The 25261-nt window shown below is 64.1% G+C and carries 22 protein-coding genes; 11 read left to right on the forward strand and 11 right to left on the reverse strand.

The genetic code is table 11. The features are described from left to right. The first annotated feature begins 169 nt into the window (after positions 1-169). The 4 genes from AC1DVS_RS11450 (at position 170) to AC1DVS_RS11465 (ending at position 6566) form a co-directional block, all read left to right on the forward strand. Positions 170-958, forward strand: coding sequence for an IclR family transcriptional regulator (locus tag AC1DVS_RS11450; RefSeq protein WP_478023070.1), 789 nt, complete (start codon positions 170-172; stop codon positions 956-958). Positions 959-1177: 219 nt separating this feature from the next. Then, a complete protein-coding gene (locus AC1DVS_RS11455; protein WP_478023072.1) occupies positions 1178-2530 on the forward strand; it encodes an L-fuconate dehydratase in 1353 nt (450 codons plus the stop codon). 178 nt (positions 2531-2708) lie between these two features. Next, positions 2709-4931, forward strand: a complete 2223-nt coding sequence (locus AC1DVS_RS11460) for a WD40/YVTN/BNR-like repeat-containing protein (RefSeq protein WP_478023073.1) — start codon at positions 2709-2711, stop codon at positions 4929-4931. Between the two features lie 12 nt (positions 4932-4943). Next, entirely contained in the window at positions 4944-6566 is a 1623-nt protein-coding gene (locus AC1DVS_RS11465; protein ID WP_478023075.1) for an alpha-L-fucosidase, read from the forward strand. Here the strand turns inward: AC1DVS_RS11465 and AC1DVS_RS11470 are convergent. Both AC1DVS_RS11470 and AC1DVS_RS11475 read right to left on the reverse strand, forming a co-directional pair. After that, positions 6563-7402, reverse strand: coding sequence for a helix-turn-helix domain-containing protein (locus AC1DVS_RS11470; protein ID WP_478023077.1), 840 nt, complete (start codon positions 7400-7402; stop codon positions 6563-6565). The genes AC1DVS_RS11465 and AC1DVS_RS11470 overlap by 4 nt on opposite strands. A gap of 178 nt (positions 7403-7580) precedes the next feature. After that, positions 7581-8192, reverse strand: a complete 612-nt coding sequence (locus AC1DVS_RS11475; RefSeq protein ID WP_478023079.1) for a glutathione S-transferase family protein — start codon at positions 8190-8192, stop codon at positions 7581-7583. 105 nt (positions 8193-8297) lie between these two features. Between AC1DVS_RS11475 and AC1DVS_RS11480 the strand changes: the two genes are divergently transcribed. Both AC1DVS_RS11480 and AC1DVS_RS11485 read left to right on the forward strand, forming a co-directional pair. After that, entirely contained in the window at positions 8298-9008 is a 711-nt protein-coding gene (locus AC1DVS_RS11480; protein ID WP_478023081.1) for a helix-turn-helix transcriptional regulator, read from the forward strand. Between the two features lie 114 nt (positions 9009-9122). Then, the gene (locus AC1DVS_RS11485; RefSeq protein ID WP_478023082.1) at positions 9123-9503 is read left to right on the forward strand and encodes a hypothetical protein; all 381 of its coding nucleotides are present in this window, start codon (positions 9123-9125) and stop codon (positions 9501-9503) included. Positions 9504-9574: 71 nt separating this feature from the next. On the opposite strand, the gene AC1DVS_RS11490 is transcribed toward AC1DVS_RS11485, so the two are convergent. Together AC1DVS_RS11490 and AC1DVS_RS11495 are read right to left on the reverse strand one after the other, a co-directional pair. After that, positions 9575-10543 (reverse strand): alpha/beta fold hydrolase, encoded by a 969-nt coding sequence (locus tag AC1DVS_RS11490; protein WP_478023084.1) that lies wholly within the window; start codon positions 10541-10543, stop codon positions 9575-9577. Positions 10544-10819: 276 nt separating this feature from the next. Then, positions 10820-11434, reverse strand: coding sequence for a TetR/AcrR family transcriptional regulator (locus tag AC1DVS_RS11495; protein ID WP_478023086.1), 615 nt, complete (start codon positions 11432-11434; stop codon positions 10820-10822). A 109-nt stretch (positions 11435-11543) separates the two neighbouring features. On the opposite strand from AC1DVS_RS11495, the gene AC1DVS_RS11500 reads away from it, so the two are divergent. Further along, positions 11544-12221, forward strand: coding sequence for an SDR family NAD(P)-dependent oxidoreductase (locus AC1DVS_RS11500; RefSeq protein WP_478023088.1), 678 nt, complete (start codon positions 11544-11546; stop codon positions 12219-12221). 78 nt (positions 12222-12299) lie between these two features. Here the strand turns inward: AC1DVS_RS11500 and AC1DVS_RS11505 are convergent, their stop codons facing one another. Continuing rightward, a complete protein-coding gene (locus tag AC1DVS_RS11505) occupies positions 12300-12614 on the reverse strand; it encodes an NTF2 fold immunity protein (RefSeq protein WP_478023090.1) in 315 nt (104 codons plus the stop codon). A gap of 185 nt (positions 12615-12799) precedes the next feature. Here AC1DVS_RS11505 and AC1DVS_RS11510 point away from each other — a divergent pair, with 185 nt between their 5' ends. After that, the gene (locus AC1DVS_RS11510; protein ID WP_478023092.1) at positions 12800-13402 is read left to right on the forward strand and encodes a hypothetical protein; all 603 of its coding nucleotides are present in this window, start codon (positions 12800-12802) and stop codon (positions 13400-13402) included. Between the two features lie 63 nt (positions 13403-13465). Then, positions 13466-14428: a polysaccharide deacetylase family protein gene (locus tag AC1DVS_RS11515; RefSeq protein ID WP_478023094.1), complete on the forward strand. Its 963-nt coding sequence runs from the start codon at positions 13466-13468 to the stop codon at positions 14426-14428. A 316-nt stretch (positions 14429-14744) separates the two neighbouring features. On the opposite strand, the gene AC1DVS_RS11520 is transcribed toward AC1DVS_RS11515, so the two are convergent. Together AC1DVS_RS11520 and AC1DVS_RS11525 are read right to left on the reverse strand one after the other, a co-directional pair. Continuing rightward, a complete protein-coding gene (locus AC1DVS_RS11520; RefSeq protein WP_478023096.1) occupies positions 14745-16259 on the reverse strand; it encodes a S8 family serine peptidase in 1515 nt (504 codons plus the stop codon). A gap of 39 nt (positions 16260-16298) precedes the next feature. After that, positions 16299-17930 carry a hypothetical protein gene (locus AC1DVS_RS11525; RefSeq protein WP_478023098.1) on the reverse strand — a complete coding sequence of 544 codons (1632 nt, stop codon included), beginning with the start codon at positions 17928-17930 and terminating at the stop codon, positions 16299-16301. A gap of 531 nt (positions 17931-18461) precedes the next feature. On the opposite strand from AC1DVS_RS11525, the gene AC1DVS_RS11530 reads away from it, so the two are divergent. Both AC1DVS_RS11530 and AC1DVS_RS11535 read left to right on the forward strand, forming a co-directional pair. Then, a complete protein-coding gene (locus AC1DVS_RS11530; protein WP_478023100.1) occupies positions 18462-19049 on the forward strand; it encodes an Imm42 family immunity protein in 588 nt (195 codons plus the stop codon). 98 nt (positions 19050-19147) lie between these two features. Continuing rightward, positions 19148-19663: a hypothetical protein gene (locus tag AC1DVS_RS11535; protein WP_478023102.1), complete on the forward strand. Its 516-nt coding sequence runs from the start codon at positions 19148-19150 to the stop codon at positions 19661-19663. 28 nt (positions 19664-19691) lie between these two features. Here the strand turns inward: AC1DVS_RS11535 and AC1DVS_RS11540 are convergent, their stop codons facing one another. The 4 genes from AC1DVS_RS11540 to AC1DVS_RS11555 all read right to left on the reverse strand — a co-directional run bounded on the left by AC1DVS_RS11540 (position 19692) and on the right by AC1DVS_RS11555 (position 24908). After that, complete coding sequence (locus tag AC1DVS_RS11540) at positions 19692-20123, reverse strand: hypothetical protein (RefSeq protein WP_478023103.1); 432 nt, start codon at positions 20121-20123, stop codon at positions 19692-19694. A gap of 383 nt (positions 20124-20506) precedes the next feature. After that, positions 20507-21187, reverse strand: coding sequence for a transferrin-binding protein-like solute binding protein (locus AC1DVS_RS11545; protein WP_478023105.1), 681 nt, complete (start codon positions 21185-21187; stop codon positions 20507-20509). A gap of 97 nt (positions 21188-21284) precedes the next feature. Further along, on the reverse strand, positions 21285-21569 hold the full coding sequence (locus AC1DVS_RS11550; protein ID WP_478023107.1) for a hypothetical protein: 285 nt from the start codon (positions 21567-21569) through the stop codon (positions 21285-21287). A gap of 465 nt (positions 21570-22034) precedes the next feature. Beyond that, entirely contained in the window at positions 22035-24908 is a 2874-nt protein-coding gene (locus tag AC1DVS_RS11555; protein ID WP_478023109.1) for a TIM-barrel domain-containing protein, read from the reverse strand. Positions 24909-25261: the final 353 nt, after the last annotated feature.

Genomic DNA, 25261 nt, shown 5'->3' on the forward strand with positions numbered 1-25261 from the left:
CTGGCGCGCGCCAAAACGTGCAGGCAACGGCAACAAAGGCGGTAGCGAGTTTTGGCGGGCGGGATCGGTGCCGAAAACATCAGCTGGCCACGAAACAGTTGCCGCCGGGCCTCGCCTCGCCCTATCTGATATGATCTATCAAAAAGAAACGCATAGGGGAGGGGCTGGCGTGTCACTGGACGAAGCGAACATCGACGACGACCGCCGCTACAAGGCGCCCGCGCTCGAAAAGGGACTCGACATCCTCGAGCTGCTTGCGACCGCGACCCAGCCGATGACCCTGACCGCGATCGTCAACGAGCTCGGCCGCTCGCACGGCGAGCTGTTCCGCATGGTCCAGGTGCTCGAGTTTCGTGGGTATATCGAGCAGGACAAGGCGAACGACGGCTATCTGCTCACCGACCGCCTGTTCTCGCTCGGCATGCAGCAGCCCCGCACGCGCAACCTGATCGAGATCGCGCTTCCGATCATGCGGCAGCTTTCGCTCGATATCGGACAGGCCTGCCACCTCGCGCTGCACACATTGGGCGAGATGGTCGTCGTGGCACGGATGGAATCAAGCGAGCAGCTCGGTTTCTCGGTGCGGGTCGGCTATCGACGGCCGCTGGTGAAATCGGCCTCGGGGGTCGTGCTGTACGCATTCCAGTCCGACGATGTTCGCAGGCACTGGGAGGGGATGATGCAGCCGCCGCTCGGTGATGCCGAGCTTGCTGCCTTTCGCGCGCATGCCGATGAGGTGCGCAAGCGCCATGTCGAGCTGACCCCCAGTCAGTTCGTCGCTGGCGTAACCGACATTTCCGCGCCGATCCTGCGTGGCGGATACGCCGCGGCCGCGCTGACTGTGCCGTTCCTCAAGAAGCTCGAACCGATGGTTGGCAGGTCGGCCGCCGCCCAGGCTGTTCGTCAGGCGGCGGACCGCATTTCCGAACAGCTGGTCGAAGGCGACAGCCGGGCCTGAGAAACCGCCGATCTGGTCCATTTTCCGAAACCAGCCAGCGCAAAGGCGGGCTTGCGCGATAGTGCATTTACACATATGAAAATGCTGAGCACCCACGAACGTAGTTCGGGGGATTGCAAAAATACAGCGTCACTTCGGGGGGAGGGCTAGTTTGCACATCATGGTCGATCTCCCGCATTGGCGGATCGCGGCGACTGCCGCCTCTGACGGGACTGCCCCATGACGGTGATTACCGGGGTGCGCGTCCTCGATATCCGCTTCCCCACGGGCCTCAGGCTCGACGGTTCCGACGCGATGAATCCCGATCCGGATTATTCGGCCGCTTATTGCATCCTCGACACCGACAATCCGGGGCTCACCGGGCACGGCCTGACCTTCACCATCGGCCGCGGCAACCAGATCTGCTGCGCCGCAATCGAAGCACTGGCGCCGCTGGTCATCGGGCTCGATCTCGACTGGATCCGCGAGGATGGCGCGCGCTTCTGGCGGCACATCACCAGCGACAGCCAGTTGCGCTGGATCGGTCCGGAAAAGGGCGTGATCCACCTCGCCACCGGCGCGATCGTCAATGCGGTGTGGGACCTGCTCGCGAAGCAGGCCGGCAAGCCCCTATGGCGATTGATTGCCGACATGAGCCCGGCCGAGATCGTCCGCCAGATCGACTTCCGCTACATTACTGATTTCATTACGCCCGACGAGGCGCTGGCGCTGCTCGAGCAGCGCTCCGTCGGCAAGGCCGAGCGCGTCGCGACGCTGATGGAAAAGGGCTATCCCTGTTACACCACATCGGCTGGCTGGCTCGGCTATTCGGACGAGAAGCTCAGGAGCCTCTGCGCCGAGGCGATCGCCGAGGGGTTCGGTTTCATCAAGCTCAAGGTCGGCGCCAATGCCGAGGATGATCGCCGCCGCGTGACGATCGCGCGCGAGGTGATCGGGCCCGACGCCAAGCTGATGATCGACGCGAACCAGGTGTGGGAAGTCGAGGAGGCGATCGAACGGGTCAACGCGCTCGCCTTCGCGAACCCGTGGTTCATCGAGGAGCCGACCAGCCCCGACGATATCGAGGGCCATCGCCGCATCCGCGAGGGCATCGCACCGATCAAGGTCGCGACCGGCGAGATGTGCCAGAACCGCATCCTGTTCAAACAGTTCATCAGCCGCGAGGCAATCGATGTGGTCCAGATCGACGCCTGCCGGCTCGGCGGCGTGAACGAGGTGCTCGCGGTGCTGCTGATGGCGGCAAAGCGCGATCTCGCCGTCTGTCCGCACGCCGGCGGGGTCGGCCTGTGCGAATATGTCCAGCATCTCTCGATGATCGACTATCTGTGCTTTTCGGGCACGACCGAGGGCCGGGTCGCCGAATATGTCGACCATCTCCACGAGCATTTCGTCGAACCCTGTGTGGTCCGCAACGCCGCCTATATGCCGCCGATGGCGCCGGGCTATTCGATCGAGATGAAGCCGGCGACTTTGGCGGCGTTCGAGCATCGGCCCAACTTGGCGGGCGGGCTGGAGGTTAATTTGGAGGTGGATGCCCGGCATTCCGGCCTCGCGGCGGCGGACGTGTCTTAGTGGCGCTCCAGCACTCTTCGCCGTCATGCCGGACGTGTTCCGGCATCCATCGCTCCCCGTGCGCAACAGCCGTAGATTTTTGCGGCACGATGGATTCCGGGACTAGCCCCGGGATGACGATGTGATTTGACCGAGGCGAATACGATTCAACATCTGTTCGGATGAAGGCTGAGTGAAGATGCGCAGGATCTTCTGGACCGCTCTCGCGCTGGCGCTGGCCTCCGGGAACGCATCCGCGCAAGATCTGCCGACCGCACCCTATCACTGGCAGAACGCAAAAGTCGGCGGCGGCGGGTTTGCGCCGGGCATTGTCTTCAGTCCGGTCGAGCGGGGCCTCGTGTATCTGCGCACCGACATGGGTGGTGCCTATCGCTGGGATGCCGCCGCCGCGCGCTGGGTGCCGCTGCAGGACGGCATGGCGGAGGGCAGCTATATGGGCGTTGAGAGCATCGCCCCCGATCCGGTCGATCCGGATATCGTCTATCTCGCTGCGGGCATGAGCGCACGGTCGCCCGCCGCGATCCTGCGCTCGGCGGATCGCGGGCGGCACTGGGCGGTCGTGCCGGTGCCGTTCCGCATGGGCGGCAACGAGGATGGCCGCGGCCTCGGCGAAAGACTGGCGATCGATCCCAACCGGACGACGACCTTGTTCTTCGGGTCGCGCCATGACGGCCTGTGGCGCAGCGAGGATTCCGGTGCGCACTGGGCGAAAGTTGCGGGCTTCCCGGCAGGCGGCCTCGGCGAACCCGCGGCACGGCAACCGCATGCCGGGGTGAGCTTCGTCCTGTTCGATGCCGCGAGCGGATCGGCGGGGCAGGGCTCCCGCACGCTCTATGCCGGCGTTGCCGATCCGGGCGCCCACCATCTGTTCCGCTCGAGCGATGGCGGGGTGAGCTGGCAGGCCAACGACGGAGCCGCCACGTCGCTGCTTCCAGTCAAGGCGGCGGTCGATGCGCATGGCACGCTCTTCGTCACCTATTCGGACGCGATCGGCCCCAACGGTATCGCCAATGGCGCGGTGCGGCGGCGCGACGGCGCGAGCGGCCGCTGGGCCGACATATCGCCACCCGATCGGATCAGCGGCGGCTTCATGGGGGTGAGCGTCGCGCGCTCCGCTCCCGGCATTATCGCAGTGAGCAGCATCGATCGCTGGAACCCCGGCGACACGGTCTGGCGCTCGACGGACAATGGCGCGCACTGGACCAACCTGCGCGATCGTAGCACCCGCGACACGAGCGCCACGCCATTCCTGCTTCACGAAGGAAAGGGCGCCGATTTCGGCCACTGGATCGCCGGACTCGCGATCGACCCGTTCGATGCGGGCCACGCCGCCTACACTACAGGTGCCACACTGTACGGCACGACTGGCTTCTCCGCGAAGGTCCTGAAATGGGCACCCTGGACCGAAGGCGTGGAGCAGACCGCGATCATTACCCTGACCAGCCCGACCGGAGGCGCCCACCTCGTCTCCGGCTTTGGCGATCTCGCCGGCTTCGTCCACCAGGACCTGAGCCAGTCGCCGCAACCGACCTTCGCCAATCCCTATCTCTCGAACACCAACAACATTGATTATGCCGGCCAGGCGCCGATGATCCTCGTCCGCAGCGGGAGTCTCTATGAGAACCGTCCGCGCGACGCGACACTCGGCTGGTCGAACGACGGCGGCATGAGCTGGCAGCCGGTCCGCACCCCGGCGATCAGCGCCGCTAAGGATGAGCCGGCAAGGCGCTACGACCTGAAGGGCGATGCCGCGATCATCACGTCAGCGGACGGCGGCATTTTCATTATCGCCACCCCGGTGCCGCTCCTCACCCGAGACCATGGCGCAAGCTGGGAACCGGTGAAGGGGCTGAACCGCGACGCGCAGCCGATCTCTGACAAGGTCGATCCGCAGCTTTTCTATGCAGTCGATTTCCCGGGAAACCGGCTCCTTGCCAGCAGCGATGGCGCGCGGAGCTTCATGCCCGTTGCGGGCAAGGGGCTGCCGGCGGATCTCGGCCCAGCCAGGATCCATTGGCGCGAGCAGCAATATCGGCTCGTCGCCAGCCCCTATCGCGCGGGCGACCTCTGGTTCCATATCGGCGACGCGCTCTGGCACAGCATCGACGGCGGCCAGTCGTTCGAGCAGTCGAGCGGCGCGCTGAAGATCGACCTGTTCGGTCTCGGCAAACCCGCCGACGGCAGCAGGGTCGCAGCGATCTACGCGATCGGTGCGCTTGACGGAAACAAGGGCGTCTATCGCTCGCTCGACGGCGGCAAGGCCTGGGTTCGGATCAATGACGACGATCATCAATGGGGTCTGCGCTTCCGGGTGATCAGCGGCGATCCGCGCATTTTCGGCCGCGTCTATATCGGAACTGACGGGCGCGGCGTGATGTACGGCGATCCGGCCTGGAATTAATCGGGAATGAAAATGAACAGAATCGATCGCCGCCATTTCATGGCCGGAGCCGCCGGCCTCGCCGGAGCATCGCTCGCCGCGACGGCGCAGTCTGCCGAGGTCGACGCCAACTGGTCGTCGGTCATCCAGGCCTTCGAAACGCCGCGCTGGTTCGCTGACGCGAAGTTCGGGATGTGGGCGCATTGGAGCGCGCAGTGCGTCCCCGAATTCGGCGACTGGTACGGGCGCTTGATGTACCTCCAGAGCAACCCGGCGTACGAGCATCACCTCAAAAATTACGGCCACCCCGCCGACACCGGCTTCATGGAGATCGAGAACCGCTGGACCGCCGAGCATTGGGATCCCGAGGCGCTGATCGCGCTCTACAAGAAAGCAGGCGCCAAATATTTCATGGCGCTGTCCGGCCACCACGACAATCTCGACACCTGGGACAGCAGCCACCACGCCTGGAACACGCTCCGCGTCGGGCCGAAGCGCGACATCATCGGCACCTGGGAGAAGATCGTCCGGCGCGAGGGCCTGCGCTTCGGGGTGAGCAACCACACCTCGCACGCCTGGCACTGGTGGCAGACCGCGTATGGCTATGACGCGACCGGCCCGCGCGCCGGCCAGCGCTACGACGCCTACAAGCTGCGCAAGGCGGACGGCCTGGGCAAATGGTGGGACGGGCTCGATCCGCAGGAGCTCTATACCGGCGGCTCCTTCGTGCCGCCCGACGGCATCACCTCGACTGCGTCGATGGACGCCTGGCACGACGTGCATGACGGGCGCTGGATGGAAGACTCGCCCCCGGCGCCGCGCGGCTTTGCCGAGAACTGGCTGCTCCGGCAAAAGGAGCTGATCGAGAAATACCGGCCCGACATGGTCTATTTCGACGATAGCGCCCTGCCATTCGGCTCCATCGGGGTGGAAGCGCTGGCGCATTATTACGCGCAGTCGAAGGCCTGGCACGGCAAGGTCGATGTCGTCGCGACCGCGAAGCTGCTCTCGCCCTATCAGCGCCGCGCGATGGTCGAGGATATCGAGCGCGGCTTCAGCGACCATCTCCGCCCCGAGCCATGGCAGACCTGCACCTGCATCGGCGACTGGCATTACAATCGCGGCCGCTTCGACAACAAAAGCTATGTCCCCGCCGAACAGGTCATCCAGCGGTTGTGCGACGTGGTCTCGAAGAACGGCAACCTCCTGCTCTCGATCCCCGTCCGCGGCGACGGCACGATCGACAGCGAGGAGGAGAAGATCGTCGCCGGCATCACCCATTGGACAGCGCGCAACGGCGAAGCTGCAATCTACGGATCGCGGCCCTGGCGCATCTATGGCGACGGCCCGACGAAGATCAGCGCGGGCCAGATGAACGAAGGCAAGACCGGCACCTTCACCGCAGAGGATGTGCGCTTCACGGTCAAGGACGGCAAGCTGTTCATGGCGCTGCTGCGCTGGCCCGAGGCACCCGTGACGATAGCGGCTCTCGGCACCTCGGCCCTGCCCGGCGCGACGATCGAGCGCGTGACTTTGGTCGGCGGCGGGCCGGTCGCGGTCGAGCGCGGCGCTGCGGGCCTGAAGCTTACCCTGCCGCGCGCAAAGGCCGGCGATTTCGTGCCCGTCGTGGCGATCGAGGGGCGGGGGCTGGTCTAAACGTCGCCTGGCGTCCCGCCGGCCGCCAACGTGGCGCAGATCGCTGCGGTACGCGTGTCGACCGGAAACGCGCAGTCGATCCGCAGCTCGTCCAGCGTCACGTCGAACGGCGATGCGAAGGTGGTGATCGTCTCGAAGAAGCGCAGCGGCCCCGCAGGGCTGCGGAAATCCAGCGTCAGCAACGGCTCGGTTTCTCCGCCGATCCCGCCAAAGCGCCACTCCTGCGGCACATCCGGATAGCGCAGCAGCTCGGACAGGAGATTCTGCCCCCGCTCGTCGCCGGGAGTCGCGGCGAGATGGTCATGCAAGCGCCGCAGGAACCCGGTCGCGACCTCATGCCAGTTGGCGATGATCGGCCTGAAATCGTCCGGATCGAAAATCTGGTGGAGCAGATTGCTATGCCGGCTCTCCCGGCCCTGCATCAGGAACGGGTTGATCCGCGCCGCGGCATCATTCGCCCGGAGCACGTCGAAATGTCGGTTGAGCACGAAAGCCGGATAGGGCTCCTGATGGTGGAGGATCAGGTCGATCGCCTCGCGCATCCGCTCCAGCGCGGGCGTGGCGAGATCCCGTTCCTCATATTGCGGCGCATAGCCGGCGGCGAGCAGCAGCGCGTTGCGCTCGCGCAAAGGCACCGAAAGCGCATCGGCGAAACGCCCCACAGCATCGCGCGAGGGCCGCGCCTTCCCCGTCTCGACAAAGCCCAGATGCCGGGTCGACATGCCGCATTCGAGCGCCATGTCGAGCTGGCTCATCCGGCGCGTGCTGCGCCACGCGCGCAGCAAAATGCCGATCGGCGGATAGCGCGTTTTCTCAGCCGAAGATGATGCGACCATGGCGTGCTCCCGTGTCGTTGCGAGATAAGCCATCCAGTGTCACCGGCGCCAGATCAACGACTTGAGAGGTAGTTGAACGTCGCACAGTTGGATGCAACCGGCCAAATGCTACCACAGGCATCGCGGCGACATTCCACCTCCGAAGAGGCAAAGCGCCGCCACAACCCTTCACAATCCCCTAGGCCGCCCGCTGCAACCCATTGGCATCGTCAAGCCCCGCCGCGCGGATCGCCGCGGGGCGGGTGGCGCAGCGCGCGACATAGGCGTCGAGCGCAGCACTTTCCGGGAAGACCTGCCGCGCGAACTTGATCGCGCTGGCAACCAGCAGATCGACCGCCGAGAAACGCTCGCCCAACATATAGGGACCCTGCGCCAGCGCGCCCTCGATCCGCTTGATCACTGCGTCATAGCCGCGCTGCTTCAGCGGCGAGCCCTCGAGTTCGCCACCAAAGGCCGCGAACATCGCCGGCTCCATCGCGGCGGCATACCAGCTGACCCAGGTGAGAAACGTGCCGCGACCGGGATCGCCGGCCACCGGCCCAAGCCCGGCCTCCGGAAAGGCATCGGTCAGGTACAAGACGATGCCGACCGACTCAGCGACAAGCTCGCCCTCATGGATCATCGCCGGCACCTGCTTGTCGGGATGCGGATTGGCCGGATCGGGAGCGCCAGCCCCGGTCATCGGCCTGAAGATCGAGACCGGGTGGATCTCATAGGGCGCGCCCACTTCCTCGAGCAGCCAGATGATCCGGGAAGAGCGGGATTGGGGCGCGTGATACAGGGTGATCATGATGCAAACTCCTTGGCTGGGGCTGCGCGAGGCCTGTCCTTGCGCGACGGACTGGCTTGTAGAGGGGGGCTGCTGACAGCATGATGTCAGCAGTGAGGACCCGTGATGCGCCGTGCCGACCGATTATTTCAGATTATCCAGATCCTGCGGAGGTCCCGCCAGCCGATCACCGCCGACAGCATCGCGGATGAGCTCGAGACCTCGAAGCGCACCGTTTACCGCGACATCGCCGATCTGATCGGCCAGCGCGTGCCGATCCGCGGCGAGGCGGGCATCGGCTATGTGCTCGACGGCGATTTCGACATGCCGCCCCTGATGCTCACCGCCGACGAGATCGAGGCGGCGGTGCTCGGCGCGCAATGGGTCTCCGGCCGGGGCGATCCGGTGCTGGCCGGCGCTGCGAGAGACCTGATCGCGAAGATCAACAGCGTTGTCCCCGAACATCTCCGCCCGTTCATCGCCGAGCCGGCGATCGGCACGCCGCCGGGATGGGCGATCGCGGCCGACGGCATCGATATCGCCCGGGCCAGGGCGTGGATCCATGCCGGCCGCAAGATCCGCATCACCTACCGCGACGAACGCGGCGATGCGAGCGAGCGCGTCGTCTGGCCGGTGATCATCGGCTATTTCGACGCGGTACGCATGCTCGCCGCATGGTGCGAGCTGCGGCAGGATTTCCGCAGCTTCCGAACCGACCGCGTCGCGGCGGCCGAGTTTCTCGACGAACGCTATGGGGCGCGGCCCGCGGAACTGAGGACGCGGTGGAAGCGGCATATGGCTGAGCGGCATGCGGGGAGGGGCTCGGCGCTCGCGTAATCTGCGTGGCCGCCATCCAGTGCGGGGCAGGCGCCCATCACATAGCGCCCGCCCACCGCGCGGTCAGTTCACCACCGGCCTTTCGGCGTGCCATGCAACTTCCGCACAGCGGTGTTGCGTACAAAGACCGCTGCCGATGATCTGGCGTCGGACCCAATTGGCTCGGGCAGGCGCCACGCCGGGTTCGAACTCGATAAAGAGGTGGCCGCCTTGCTGGCTTGCAAGGTCGCCGAGATATCCCGTGAAAACAGTGTCGCTTACACGCATCCCGCTCCAGGTGATGTCACCTTGCCGGAAAACGTCCACGCCGATGCCATCAAGGAAGCCAGTGCTGTTGTCGAAGGGCAGGCGCGGAGCCAGGTCGTCGGCATTCGAACGGGCAACGGTCGATTGGGATTTTGGCTGTCCGCATCCACACAGCGCTATCGCGACAAGGAGAACAACGCGCCTCAGCATGGCCCGCAGGATGTCACAGCTTGCTGTCGACCGCTATGAAAGAAGCGAAGGGCGAGGCAGCGCGATCCAGGGGCCACGGTTACAACATCCCCATGCACCAGCCTCCCCCTTCAAGCCCTCCACAGCCGGATTGCCTCTTCGGCGACAAGGTCCGGCATCTCCTCGGGGAAGAAGAGCTGCGCCTTCGGGACGATGCGGACTCCGCGCGAATGGGGGAGCGTGCGGTCGAGCCACTCAGCGCCTGCGACCGGAAAGCCCGACGCCGCGCCGCTCCAGACCATCCGGGCGGGCGCGGCACACCGCTTCAGCTCGGGCTCGATCCCGGTCAGGACGTTGGGCTCGAACGCGACGGTATAGGCATTGAACTGGGCGGTGCGCGCCGGCGTCGCGACCAGGGGGGCGAGATAGGTCTCGATACATTCGTCGGTGAAATTGGCTGGATCGGTATAGGCGCCCCCGAAGCTCTGGGGCGAGCGGGCGAGAGCATGGTTGGCGAGCGAGGGGCGCAGGATGAATTTCTCGATCAGCCCCTTTCGCGCCAGGTCGATCACGGGGCGAAAGCCGGCCGGGGGGTTGTTGTCGTTCACATCGCAGGTCGTGAACAGGATGGTGCGGACCCGCTTGGGATAACGCACCGCGAAGAGTTGTGCGACCGTGCCGCCGCTGTCGTTGCAGATGATATCGGCGGCGTCGACACCAAGCACATCGAGCAGCGCCGCCATCATATCGGCCTGAGCGCCGGGGGAAACATCCTGGTCGGCCGGGGCCTCGCTATAGCCGAGCCCGACGAAATCGGGCGCGATGCAGCGGCGATGCGGCGACAGACGCTCGAGCGCCCCGCGCCACTGGAAGCCGTTGAGTGGCCAGCCATGGAAGAAGAGCGCCGCCCGCCCGGCGCCGCGCTCGACATAGGCGATGCGGCCGAAGCGCGTGGCGGCGAAGCGGCGCATTGCGTGGAAGGCGGTAGCGTCGATCCGGCTTTGCGGGGCCGGGCTGGCAAAGGCGGCACGGGAAGCGCCGAGGCAGCCGAGCGAGACTGCGGCCGCAGCCCCCAGGTGCAGAAATTCGCGTCGTTGCATGCGTCCCTCGCTGGTTCCGTGACTATACAGTGTATAGTGCTATACGCCGTATAGTGAGCAACTGCAAGCACCGCGCTTCGGTTCGTGGGGGACGAATTCGATGAGACCAGCGTCAGGCCGGACTTGTTCCGGCATCCACTGTTCCGCACGTTTAACGGCGATTTGGTTCGCGGCACGGTGGACCCCGGAACACGTCCGGGGTGACGGTGTGGTTTAACCTGGGCGAACGCGACACCAGCGGCGGCGGGGAGTTCGGTATTCGAACGCAGGCCCAGCCTATTCAGGCCCAGCATTCAGCCCTTCGAGCAGCCGCGTAACCGCCCGCCGATACAGCGCCCGAAATGCCGTCTCGTCCAGCGTGAACCAGCCCGAGCGATACAGGGTAAGATAGCCATGGGCGTGGGCCCAGAACTGAAGCGCCACTTCCCAGGAATCGCCCTGGCGGAGCTCGCCCCGCGCCATCGCTGCCGCCACCTGATCGTGGAGCGCCGAGAGGGCAGCCGACTTTCCGGCATGGAAGTCCTCGGGATAGCGCACAGGCCGGGGGCGCTGCGCCGAATAGATATAATCGAACATATGCGGCCGCTCGAGCGCATAGGCGACGAAGGTGTCGGCGGCGGCGATGAAGTCACCCCGCTGGCCCTCGGGCAGGGCGCGGCGCGCCACCCGCGCCGTGATCTCGTCGATCTCGCGATAGACCAGCGCCTGGAGCAATGCCTCGCGGTTTTCGTAATGATGGTAGATCGCCATCGGCGTCACACCGACGTCCTGCGCGATGCGGCGCATCGAAACGGCTTGCGCGCCCTCGCTTTCGAGGATGGCGAGCGCTGCGTCGGCGATGCGCTCGCGCATGTCCTTCGCTACGGTCTTGCCCTGAGTTGCCCGCGCCATGGTCGCCGCAATAGGGGCAATGGCGGCGCGAACGAAACCGATTTTTCTGCCCGGCGTTCCACCAACGCCATCCCATAGGCGCCTATATTCCCGACAAAGGAGAGTGCCCGTGCCGACTGCCCTCATCATCGGTGCCTCGCGCGGCCTTGGCCGGGCGCTGGCGGAAGAGCATCTGAAGCGCGGCTGGGCGGTGATCGCCACGGTGCGCGATGAGGCCGCGCTGGCCGATCTCTCCGCCGCCTATAGTAACGCACTGCGTGTCGAGACGCTCGACACCATAGATTGGGCCGGCGTCGATGCGCTGCAGGGGCGGCTCGCCGGCACCGGGCTCGACCTGCTCTTCGTCAACGCCGGCATTTCCGGGCCGGTCACGGCGCCGATCGGCGAGGTCGAGCCTGATGCCTTTACCCAGCTGATGCTGGTCAACGCGCTCGCCCCCTTGCGCATCATCGATCGCTTCGCCGAGCTGCTCGCGCCCGATGCCACCGCGGCGGTGATGACCTCAGGGCTTGGCAGCATCACCAACAACAATGGCGGCTGGGAGGCCTATCGCATGAGCAAGGCAGCGCTCAATACGGGCTTTGTCAGCCTCGCCCAGCGCCGCCGCGCCAGACGCCAGGCCTGGCTGACGATCGCGCCCGGCTGGGTACGCACCGATATGGGCGGGCCAGCCGCCACCCTCTCGGTCGACCAGAGCGTCACGGCAATCACCGATCTGCTCGAGCGCCGCCATGGGGCCGGTAGCGTCGCCTATGTCAATTATGACGGGCAGGAACTGCCCTGGTGATGGGGTGGCATGGCGCCAATTTTCATGAGGAATTCCGATGACAGGAATGCCGGTGGCATCGCCTGGGTTTGTCTGGAGTCACTCGCCGTGAAAGACTCGCAGCACTTGCCCGTTCGATTGGCATAGATCGATCTCTGCCACCCCGCCGACCATGAGTTGCCGGGAATGACCTCTCAAATACCAGATGCCGTCTTGAAGGCTGGCCTGGAGGGGAAGCTCGCCCTTGAGCTCTGCGCCGTATATCTTGGTTAGGTAGATTTCCGCGATCTGCTTCGCGGTGTTCTCGTTGTCGATCATGGCACGGGGTGTCTGATCGCGCTGGACCGGCATCGGGCATCTCGCCGCGTCGGTATCGGCTCCGACCACCGCCAGCATCGTCAATAGACCGATCATCGCGCCCTCCCGAGGATTCGCCGCATCCTAGCGGCTGCGATATCTCGCGCAAATGCCGGGGCTGTTTCATCCGCCAGTCAATTCACCGTCACCGGAATTCCCCGGCCCTGCTTCGAGGACGAGCGCCGAAAGGCCATCGTGGCGCAAGATTGCGGTGACGCAAATGCCGTGTAACATTCGTCGTCATGGTCAGTCTTCTTGCCCTGGCGTTGCTCGTTCAAACGCCCCTAACGCCTCAGGTTCTCAGCTGCTTTGCCTCGTTCGGCGATGGCGCTCGGACGGGAAATGTGAGTCTTCTCGTCGATGGCGGCTATCGGCCGTATTGGATGCGTCTCTGGCTTTACGACACGGATGGTTGGACCAAAATTGAGCTTGAACTTGATCCGAACACCCGCAAGTTGCCCGGGCGCCTTTCATACATTTTCGGTCTCCTGCGATTTTCGAAGAAACCTGCGTATCCCCTGGCGTTGAAGGCGTATGCGGATGGCCAACTGCGTTGGCAGCAGACGATCAGCGTGCCCTTCTGGCCTACCACACCGCTAGCTGGAACCGTCCGGCCCGGTGAGGGCACTGTCTACTCCCTGGGCCACGCAGACGATGGCCTTCCGGTGTCAACGCCACATGAACTGCATATCATCGTGACTGATGCCGAGGGTCGGCCGGCGGGTGAATTGAGTTACCCGTTGCTGACGCCCGAGACTGAAGCTGCTGTGTCGCACGTGTTGGCTGCAGTGGAGACCAGCTTCGATAAGCGAAGCTGTAGTCCTCCGCCGCCGCCGCCTGACTAGAGCGTGAAGCGGGGGATCGACAACGAGACACGCCCTTGTTCATCATCTCGCCGTTCGAGGAAGATGAGTCTGCGCTTCGTTGCGGCCATCCTGCTCGCGATGGCCGCCGTCCTCGCCTGGCCGCCGGCGATGGCGCAACAGGCGCCCAGGTCGGTGGCATTGACCTTTGACGACCTCCCCCTGGTGGATTCGGACGATATCGATAAGCGAAGCCATGGGGCAGCGGCGCTGCGGGCGAGCAAGAGGATTCAAGCAGCGTTGCGCCGTCAGGCCGCGCCGGCGACCGGCTTCGTGAATGAAGACAAGGTCCAGAAGCTGGGCGGCACCGGCATCGCCATCCTGAGATCATGGAATCGCGGCGCCTTCGAGCTCGGCAATCACGGGTTCGCGCATGTCGACAGCAACAGCCTCTCGCTCGCCGAGATCGAGCAGGAAATCGTGAAGGGCGAGCGCACCATCAGGCCGATGATCGAGGCTTCCGGACGGCGCCTGCGCTTTTTCAGATTCCCGTACAATCATGTCGGCGATACCGAGGAGAGGCGCGTCCGGATCGAGCAGCTATTGGCTGCTCACGGGTATCAGCCCGCCGCGTCGACGATCGACACCTCGGATTATATGTTTGCCCAGGCCTATGACCGAGCCGTCGCACGAAAAGATACCGCGACGCGCCGACGGATCGAGCGAGCTTATCTCGACCACACGCGCCAACAGATTGAATATTATGCATCCCTCAACGCCAAGGTGCTCGGCTATCAGCCTCCGCAGATCCTGCTGCTGCATTTGAACAGCCTGAACGCGGCCGTCATCGAGCCCCTTCTCGGGATATTCGAGAGCCTCGACTACCGGTTTGTGAGCCTTGCCCAGGCCCAGTCAGATCCTGCGTACCAACGCTCGCCCGCCTTCGCGACCAGGTTCGGCCCGATGTGGGGATATCGATGGGCGCGCGAGCGCGGCGTGAAAGTCGACGGGAGCCTCGAGAAGGAGCCGCCAACATGGGTCGCGCGCTATGCGGAGGGGCAGCCTTGAGCGCATCGATAGGTGACCTAGCCACATTCTCGCCGTTCTCCCTGTGGAATGGCGGTTGCAGCGCAGTCGATTGATGGAGCGGGCGGGGGAGACAGAAGGAACGGGTTTATCGAACGCGGCACCGTAGTTGCACAACGCAGGAATAGAGCGCGCGTTCGATGCGGGCATCGGCGTGTTCCTGCCGATCACCACCGCTTGGGCGAATGTCCCATGGGTGCTGCGCCAGCGATAAATGGCGCGGACGCAGACCTTGAAATAATCGGCGAGTGCCTCGTCGGTTGTGCCGAAAGCACATTTCCGTTCGCCTCCGCACTACCTATGGATGGGCAAGTGCCGCCTGCACAGCCGCAAATACGTCGAGCCGGCCCGCGCCGAAGAAGTCGTTACGGCCACCGGCATATGGATAGGACCCGACCTTCGCAGCGCTGCCGGTGATCAGCCGCACGACCTCGTTGCCGCGAAGCCGCGGATTGGCGGACAGCACGAGCGCGCAGGCCCCCGCAACGATCGGCGTGGCAGATGAGGTGCCATTGAAATCCGCGATATAGTCGCCCGGCGTATAGCCGTCTCCGCCGCTGATGTCTGTGGTCATATTGTGTACCCCAGGCGCGGCGATATCGATCTCCGGGCCGTAATTGGTGCCCCACCAGGTTTCGCCATCCTTGCTCGTCTTGGTCTTGGCCTCGTCGAACTCGTTGCTCGCGGCGACGGTCAGGACGTCGGGCAGGGTGCCGGGAAAGCTGACCGCGCTGAAGTCATTGCCCGCCGCGATCACCACGACGCAGCCGAGGCCGCCGCGCCCCCGGGTGCGCGCCTTGTCGAACTCCTCGGCAATGTCATTCGACGGCGCACCACCGCCCCAGCTATTGCTCAGCACGTCTGCACCCGACTGCCAGGCCCAACGGATGCCGTCGCGGATCTGACTGTTGGTGGTTACCCAGGGCCCGTGCGCAAAGGTCGAATAGGCGATCCGGACCGCGAGCAGCGAGGCCCCGGAGGCGACACCGGAAATGCCGATGCCGTTGCCACCCGTCGCCGCGGCAAGCCCGGCGCAGGACGTGCCGTGGCCATCCCACGGATTGGGCTCCTGGTCGCTGTCGCCCGCCGTCGCATCGAAGGTGCCGACGATCGCCGCCTTGAGGTCCGGGTGAGAGGTCTGCACCCCTTCGTCAATGATCGCGATCTTCACCCGCGGATCACCCTGCTGCAGCGCCCAGGCATCTTTCGCGCGGGTCAACGTCATCGCATATTGGCGCGGCACCAGCGGATCGTTGAGGATCGGCGGCAGCGGCGGCGATACGCGCTTGGGCACATGACGCCCGATGGTCACGAAATCGGGTTCGGCAAAGCGAACCCCCGGCTCGGCAGCAATCGCGGCGATCACCGCGAAGGGATCTGCGCCGTCAGCTACCCGAGCCAGCAGGCGGTCGTCCTCGGCCTTGAGCACATCCAGTCCATGCGCCTGTGCGAGCTTTTCGCCAGTGGCGGCGGAATCGATACCGACGACAATGCGATCCGTGGTGATGACCTGATTGCCCGAAACCCGGAAGACCGGCAGAGCGTGGCGTACCTCGGGCAGTGCGCTCAGCGAGGCCATGGCGGCCGTTGCTGAATGGGTCGTGGGCATGGTCGGGCCGGTCGCCGCCTGGCTGGGCACCAGGGTCAAGGCTTCACCGGGCACCTCGAAGCGCTGCGCGAAGGGACCGATGCCGGCCGATGCGACAGCGCCGGAGCGCAGGCTTTTGGGCCCTTCGTGGAAGTGGACCGCGACCACGCTGGGATCGAGTTCGAGTTCGACCGTCTTTCCACCGACATCATATTGATATGGCATTGAATCCTCCCAGGCATGTTTTCAAGGACGCTGCGTCGCTCATTCGAGGCAGGAATCGATTGGCTGGCCGGCGGCGCGCTGCGCCGCCAGGCACGTGTTCAGCTGCTGCAGCCTGGCCTGACCCTTCAGTGCCTTGACGGTATCGGTGACCCGATTGTCCAATATCTGGGTCGGCGCATTGGTTTGAGCGATGATCAGGTTGGTCTGTTGCTGCAGCAGAGCCGCCTGCGCGTCGGCCAAGCTGCCCTGGCCGGCGAGCCCGGCCTTCGCCAGACCCACCTGCGATTCGAGCGCGGCCTTTTGCGCGTCGTTGATTGTCGCGCTGCCCTTGATGCGCGCCGCCAGCAGGTCATACTGCGCAGCGACCTGATCCTTCTGCGCTTGCGACAGCCCGGTTTGCGCCTTTGCGACTCCGGTACGCAGGCTGATGACGTGGCTGATACCGTCGAACACGCCGTCGATTATCCGTATCGGCATGCCCGCAAGCTGCAGCGCTTCGCTCGGTCGATCGTCGTCATAGCTGGTCAGCATGCCGTCCTGGAACGCGGCATTGTAGCTGGTGCGGGTCAGGAAGCCGGCATTTTGCGGCAGGTAGGAGATCGGCCCCGCCTGGGGCAGCGTCAGCGCGACGACCTGCGAGGTCCGCCACATCGGCGTGGCGGGGTTAACCGAGGCTTCCTGGGGATGGCAGTCCTTGACCTTCTCCATGGCGCAGACCTGGATCGCCACCCACTGCTCGACCGGCGTGCGATAGGCGATGCCGTCGAAAGCGGCGGTCGGCTGGCCCGGGAAGCCTGGGGCGGCAGGGTTGGGCGAGACGATCTCGAACCGGACTCCCATGCAGCTCAGTTTGCCGTTCGCCAACCTGTTCACCTCGTCGCTCGAGGCGAAATCGACGATCAACGTCACCGTGTCGGGTACATTTAGACACTCGTCGGGCTCGGGCTCCTCCCCAAACATCGCCATGGGGCCTATGCCTCCTCCGCCGCCGCCCGCAGCGATCGCGCCGACGCCCTGGGCCAGCGCCACGACAATATCGCCGGTGCGGTCGACGGCGACGACATTGCTGCTCGTCAGCAGCCCGGTGTGGGAAAGCGTCAGGCGGTGAGTGTCGTCGCGCAGCCAGGAATGGCGCGGATCCATCCGGAATCCGTGCCTGGGATCGGCGCTTGGCGGCAGCAGGGTGATCTCGACCGTGGCGAGATAGTCCTGCTGGACGGGCCCCGGAGGTGTTGCCCCGGCAGAGAGGTCAAGCGCCTTGATCGCATCGGTCGCGGTGGCGAACTTGTCCTGCGCATTCGCCAGGTCGGCCCTTGCCGAAGTGAGCGCGGTTTGCTGTTCCGTGTGCCGCGCTTCGAGGATCGCCATGCCTTCGGCTGGTGACGAGTCGGCGGTGATGATCGCATCCTCTGCCGCGGCGACACCTGCGGTCGCTTCCTCGACCGCTGCCGAGGCCGCATCGACAGCGCTCTGCGCCTTTGCCTGCGCCTTGATCGCGTCGGCCATCTGTTTGGGCAGCCTGACGTCGGCCTGCTTGATCCGCGTGACCTTGACCTTGGCGAGTTGCCGCGGGAGGAAATAGGCGATGCCCTTGCCCGGAGCCTCCGCAACGGAGTTGAACGACGATGACGGATCGTGCGCGTCGGCGGAGGCGATGGGCTCGGTCGTCACCGTCGCGCAGCCGCCCAACGCCGCTGCAAGGCAGACCGTAGAAAATAGCCGGAGTGAACGCCCCTGCGAGATTACTCCCCCCGGCGCGCGATTCAGCGGATTGACCGAAATGGCGCTCCCCGCAGCCGGAAGCCGCGTCAATGGATCGAGACCTCGGGGTGTGCGTACGATGAGAGACATGGCGATTCTCCGGCGGGTTTCAGCGGACAAAGCGCCGGCATCGCCGCGCCCCGTCATGGTTCGAACATTAGCGAGCGGCACCACCCGCGCGCGTGACCGCCGTCACGCCGGGAATTTTGGTGGCAGGTTCAAAAAACGCTCAATCCGGCACGCCGCGCGTCGGTCCTGAAGAGCGACGGCTACATCAACGCCCTCGGCGTAAATTTCACTATTCTGTTCTATCCGCAAACGCGGGCTTGCGAGGGTCGCGCAGTTTACGGCACTGCTGCCAGCTCGGGGGGCGGCATCATTCGCGTCTGCCGCTTGTGGCCGTCGGACGTGTTGGCGTTGCTCTCCACTGGAGATTGAAGCGTGATTGTCGGTGATCCGAATTCATTCGCGATCGAAAGCTCGATCACGCTGGCCTATCCTGGCCTCGGCCAACGCGCGCTGGGCTATTTTCTTATCCATATTCGAGGAACTTGCTATGGCGTGAAGGAGCCGGACGCTACCTTGCTGGCCTGTTCGTTCGAGGAAGTGAGGGACCGCCTCGCACGGCCCGGAACCCATCAGATTCCGCATCTGTCGTGCACGGACGCGTCCGAAATCGTCGAAGCCTTTCTCGACGCGATCTATCGGGAAACGTCGCGGACCGACTATTTCGGCATGTCGCAAGCGGAGTTCAGCGATCTCGTTTACGCCAGGAAAATCCCATGGGCACCGGATGGCGATGAGGCATTTGACGATAGCAGTTACGTCCTGCAGTTCGATGTCGAAGACAAGGTCCGCCTGATCGCATTCCGGAACATGGATTGCCCGGCCGATACTGCCGGCACAGTCCAGGACGCGTGGATCGAAAGCGACCAATTTTACGACGTTCTTCGCGACTGGAGCGAGCTGTTTGCCGAGGAGTGGTCGAACGACCTTCGCAAACAGGACGCCGGGCTCGGCATCAATTAGCGCGTCATGTGCGCAGCTGTCGCGCAGCCATCCCGAAGTGGCGGAAGAGGAGGCGACCGGCACTCCCGAATGCCTGCCCGATCTGCTAACGCGCCCGAATGCCGATATCCGTATTCGAAAATCACAGAGATGAAGCTGTACCCTTCATTTTGGAGCCGAATGACGAACAGTACGAGTTGCCGCCACTCGCCAGGATCGGCGTGCGCTATTCGTTCGGGAAAGGAGAGGTAGACCGGACCTTCTCCTACGTTGGAACCCACGGCATCCGCTTCTGGTGCGATAGCCAAGATCGGCAGGTCGAAATCATCCACCCGAACGCCTTCGACCTCCTGCTATGGGACATCTGTGTCGTAGAAGGTTGTTGCGGCGGTCCGGTGAACGGTCAGCCAACGCACGTAGTGGATCTCCTGCCTGCCACCGGAATGGTTACCGCCCACGAGTTTGCACAACTGGTAATCCGTGCGGAGGATGGCGAGCAAAGCGCGCCAGACCGGTATCTTCGGTGGATTGCGCGGCTGGAGGCGAGGTTCATCCAGCATATGAAAAGCGCATCCGTGCCGGCTGAGGCACTGGTGCAAAACCACACTCAGCCATTTGACGTGGAATGCCTGTGAAGGCCTGGTGCGAAGTCGTCCCTGAGCTTCAACCGCCCTTCCGCGCAGAAACCGGTTCCGCCGACCAGAGAAGGCTCAGCCGCGATCGGTATCGCCAGGCGAGCAGCGCGATACAAAGAGCGTTCGCGCTGCCCCAGACGACCTGCCCGGTCAGCACCAGATGGAAGAAGAAAATGGTGCCGATCGCCGGTGCCAGCAGGACGATGCCGAGCGGCGCAGTGCGGTTGAAGGCCAGTGCGACACCGCCCGTGATATAGGTCAGGGCCAGCAGCGGGTTGATGATCCTCGACGCGTCGAGCGCATCCGTGAAGGCCTGTGCAACGACGGTCGGCTGACGCGGGCTCGGCCACCCCATCACCGTTGCGACCGCAATCAGGCAGCCGGTGGCGGCAAAGAACAGCCCGTAGAGAATGCGAAGCACCTTCAGGCCGTTCGGCAGGATTTTATGGCGAAGACGCAATCGCTTATCCTTTCCTCCAAGTCGCGAACGGGTCGCGGTCTTGTCGGGCTGGCATTGTCCTCCACCTCACTCGGCGAACGATTGGACCGGCACTGAAATGGTCCTGACAGAAATGCCGTTGCAACGCATTTGATTTCTGAACGAAATGCTGCCGGCCGTCGCGCCCGTTGTGGTGATATGCGCGACCGGAATGCACCGGTCTCGATTCACCGTCTCGATTCAATGGATCCTGCATCTCAGATGAAATCGTCGTGCCCCGCTGCGGCGCACAAGCGGCTCACCTCCTCTCCTCCCCGGAACGCCGGGAAAGCCATCGGCGCCGGTGTTCAGCCAGCATATGAAAAGATCGTCCGTGCCGGCCGGGTGCTGCTGCCAAACCTCGCTCATTTTTTCCCGACAGCGATTCCGGAGAACTGGTCGGTTGCCGATGTGTAAGAAAAGGACATGCCAAACTCGTCGGCATGACCTCCGAAAAAGCTACCTTCGAAGCGTCCGACGTCCGCTCGGCCCATGCCTGTAAAGGTGCCATCGAACTGATGTGCGGGCGCCGTGCCGAAGACCAGGCCTGTTCCGTTGAATTGTTGCTGGGCAAGGCTCGGGCCGCCTGCGGCAATGTTCGTGCCCGTGAACGTCAGGTTCGTCGTTATTGTGGCATCGGCGAAATTGGCGTGGAGCGTTGCAGTGCCTGACAAGGTGTAGGTTTGCCCGGGAGCGGACTGATTATATGTACCATCGATGATGCCGCTATAATCCGCCGTGCCGGTCGTCGGAACAGAAGTAGTGGGCGTTCCGAAAACGAAATAGTCTCGTTGTAGAAAATGGGTGCCGTCGCCGATCGTCTGGATGCCGTACGTCACATATGTGAGGACAACCCCGCCGCCGGTCGCACCTGCCTTCCGAATGCGGAGAGCATCGGTTTGTGTCGAATCAACCGCGTCGGTGTGCCGGTAGTCGTCGAAGTCGGCGCTCGTCGTAGTGACCGCATCAGAAGGAAGATAAGATATAATGCGCCTCTTCAGCGGGACCGAAAGACTGGCGTCGCTTTGACTTGTCAGAAATGACAAGGTGTACGTTGCGGACACTGAATCATAGGATATAGTTGTTACGCAGTCGGTACACTGTTGCGTTAGGCGATAGCCGGCCGGCCCTGTCGGCGACTGGTCAGAAAAAGTTACTCCCGCAGACGTAGTCCCGGCCGCCGTTGGCGTGGGCGTGGGCGTGGGCGTGGGCGTGGGCGTGGGCGTTGGCGTTGGCGTTGGCGTTGGTGTCGGAGTGGGCGTCGGTGTCGGTGTCGGTGTCGGTGTGGGGGTAGGCGTTGGCGTTGGTGTCGGTGTCGGTGTGGGGGTAGGCGTTGGCGTTGGCGTCGGTGTCGGTGTCGGTGTAGGCGTGGGTGTCGGAGTAGGCGTCGGCGTGGAGCTCACCCCGCCTCCACCACCGCCGCTGCACGCTGAAAGTTGCAGCGCCAGCAGTGACGCCAAAGTGATATGTCTTCCGTTCATGATCGCCCCCTTCACCGGATATCTGTCCGGCACCACCGTTCTTCCCCGGCTAGATGCATATGTCTTTAGAAACAATGACATCAGCTCCGCGCTGAGAGAAGCCGCTATTTGACTGTGCCTCAACATCGTCATTCGACGAGTGCCGCTCGAGCGGGTGGTGGAGGCCCGTTCGCCGCGCGCGCAAGCGGAGGCCGTCCACATGATTCAGCCAATCCCGCATTTTTGTTTTGTGCGCCATAGTGGCAGGAGATAGAAGTATTCGGCTTGAACAGGCGCGCAGCTCACTCCGAAAATCTCGCGCGTATCGCAAATACAGCGAGATTTCGCCCCTCTCGATAGTGGGTCGCAAAAATCAGCGAATAGATACCCTCTCCCCGCAGTCACGGCGAAACCCAACACGAATTCTACGCCTCTACTGCTCCCGAACCGTGACCGCCTTCCCCTCATACACCACGCTCGTCGCACTATCGCTGAAGTCCGGTGCCACCGCCTTGCCCGGCCCGTAGAAGCGCACCGAGATCGCGCGCTTGCCCGGCATCCAGTCATAGCTCCCCTCGCGCGCGCCGATCGTGAGCGTGCGGGTCGCCTGGTTCCAGCTGATCGGCACCCGGGCGTATTTGCCCTGCAGGTAGCCGGGGCTCACCCCGTCATCCTGATAGAGCGAGAAGCTGCCATCGGCGCCGGTGAAGACGTGCAGCACGATCGGCCCGTCATGCTGTTCCCGCGTGTTCTGCACGGCCGGGCCGGTCGGGATGATCGCGCCGGCGCGGGCGAACAGCGGCATGCGTTCATAGGGCGCGGCGGCCTTGATCGTCTGGCCGCCGGCATAGTGCGCGCCGCTGTTGAAATCATACCAGTCGGCGCCGGCCGGGAGGTACACATCGCGGTCGCGGGCCTTGAAGGTCGTGACTGGGGCGACGAGCAGGCTCGGGCCGAACAGATATTCGTCGTCGATGCCCCAAGTCTTCTTGTCCGCGCCGAAATCCATCACCAGGCCGCGCATGATCGATCCGTCCTTGTGGAAGGTGTCGGCGCCGAGCGTGTAGATATAGGGCATCAGCCGGTAGCGGAGCTGATCGTACCAGATCATCGAGCTCTGCATCGCCGGGTCGTCGGCGGAAATCTCGTAGATCTCGCGGTGCGGCGTCTCGCCATGGCTGCGGAAGATCGGGCTGAACGCGCCGAACTGGAACCAGCGCAGATTGAGCTCGCGCCACTCGGCCCGCGCCTCTGGGAGCTGGCGGGTGTAGCGATCCTCAACCGCGAAGCCGCCGATATCGTGAGTCCAGTTGGGCAGGCCCGACATGGAAAGGTTCACGCCCGCCGAGATCTGGTCGTGGAGGTCGTCCCACCGCGCGGCGAGATCGCCCGACCACACCGCGGCGGTGGCGCGCTGCAGGCCGCCGAAACCGGAACGGGTGAGGATGAAGGGCCGCACATCGGGTCGCGCTGCGCGCAAGCCCTCCGCCACGCCCTGGCCGTGGACCAGCGGGTAGCTGTTGAAGAAGGCGGCGCCTGGGCCCATCGCGGTCGGGCCCATCGCGGCGGCGCGTTCCTCGATCGAGAGGTTGGAGTGGATGTCGGGCTCGGTCGCATCGAGCCACCAGGCGTCGAAGCCGTATTTCACGAGCTTCTCGCGGACCTGGCGGAAATAGATCTGCCGCGCTTCCGGGGCATAGGGGTCGTAATCGGTGTTGAGATAGCCTGGGCCGACCCAGTCCTTGCGCTTGGCGTCGAGATTACCGTGATAAAGGAAGCCCTTCGCGTCGAGCTCCTTGGCATTGTCCGTGTTCGGATAGAATTTCGGCCACACCGAGATCATGATGTTCGCGTTCAGCGCATGGACTTCGTCGACCATCGCCTTGGGATCGGGGAAGCGCTTCTTGTCGAAGTCGTGGCTGCCCCATTGATCCTCGGGCCAGTAGAACCAGTCCTCGACGATATTGTCGAGCGGGATGCCGCGCTTGCGATATTCGCGGACCACGCCGAGCAACTGCTCCTGCGTCTCGTAGCGCTGGCGGCTCTGCCAGAAGCCGTACGCCCATTCGGGCATCATCGCCGCCTTGCCGGTCAGCCCGCGATAGCCGGCGATGACATCGTCCATGCTGGTGCCGCCGACATAATAATAGTCCATCGCCTTGCCGGCTTCGGACGACATCCACAGCGAGTGGCGATCGGGGGCGGGCAGGGGATCGTTGTGGAAGAAGGCGATATAGCCTGCGTTCGGCTCCCATTCGACGCGGATGGCGACTGGCTTGCCCGCTGTCATCGGCAGCTCGAAATTGTGGAACCAGGGATTCCAGTTCTGGCGCCAGCGCTCGATCACCAGCTTGCCGTCGGCATAGACCTTCACATAGCTCGACGAATAGAGGCGGAACTTGTGGGTGCCGGTCGCGTCGGGGTTGACCATGCCGGTCCAGACGACATGCTGGGTCTGGGTGGTGACGCCCGCTGTGTTCTGGCCGCTATCTGCCGAGGCGACGGTCGAGGCCTTCGCCGCGGCGGGCCATTTCGCCTGATCGCGAATGAACTGGTAGTTGATCGTGGGTTCAGTCTGGGTGACGGCGAGCCGGTCGCCGAGATAATATTCAGCCTTCCAGCCGGGTTTGCCGTCGCTGCTGACCTTCATGTCCGCGCCGACCAGGCCGTAAGGCTTGGGGTTGCCGAAGCGGGTGATCGAGTTGTTGTCCCAGAGCAGCCCGTAATTCCTCGTCGAGACGAGAAACGGGATGGCGATATCCATATTGTGCTGGGCGAGTTCGACGTCCTCGCCATTGTAATTCATCTGCCGGTTCTGGTGCTGGCCGAGCCCGTAAAAGCCTTCATCAGTGCCGCGGTTGAACTGCTGGCGGGTCGCGAGATACGGCTTGCCCTCGACCGAGACGGGCGTGAAGGCGCCTCGTGCCGCTTCGTTCAGGACGATCTGTCCGGCTGCGTTGCGGAACTGGACATGACCGTCCGACAGGCGGATCTCGGCGGTCGCTTTCGCGGCCTTTAGCGTCACCACACCCTTGGCCTGGGTGATGGTGACTTCGCCGTGTGGCTGCTCGTTGATCATCAGGCTGTCCGGCAGGTCGAGGCTCGCATCGGGCACGGCCGTCACGCGGAAGCTCCGGTCGTCATAGGCGACCAGGCGCACACGCTTCGCCGGGCCGCTGTCGGGAGTAATGATCACGCCATGCGCGACCTTCTCGACACTGGCGGCCAGCGCCATGGTCGAACAGGTCGTGGCGAACATGGTCGCCAACAGAATTTTTTTCACGACGCGAAGCTTGCGATCAGACACGAAAATCTCCCCCGAATGTCAGCTTTCCCGGCCCGCATCGGACAGCGGGTCCCCGGAGATGATCTGTTGGAAACGGTACCGCGCAGCGTTTCCGACGTCTACATAAATATGATAATTGATTGTAAGGATGAAAACGGGGGCTTCACGATGCTACGCGAGTGCTCAATTCCCATTTGCACCGGTCGCCAAGGCCGGGTCCGGTCTCCATGTCCATCAGCCCCTCGGGCGGCGCGACCGAGCAGGCGATCGCCGGCTCGTAAATAGTGCGGCCACACCATGCGCATATAGTCGAGCCGAGCCCGCTCGGGCCGGTATTCCAGGGATAATGCGCGGGAGGAGTGGGCCTCCCGCGA

It is taken from the genome of Sphingomonas sp. P3_C5 (assembly GCF_056402635.1).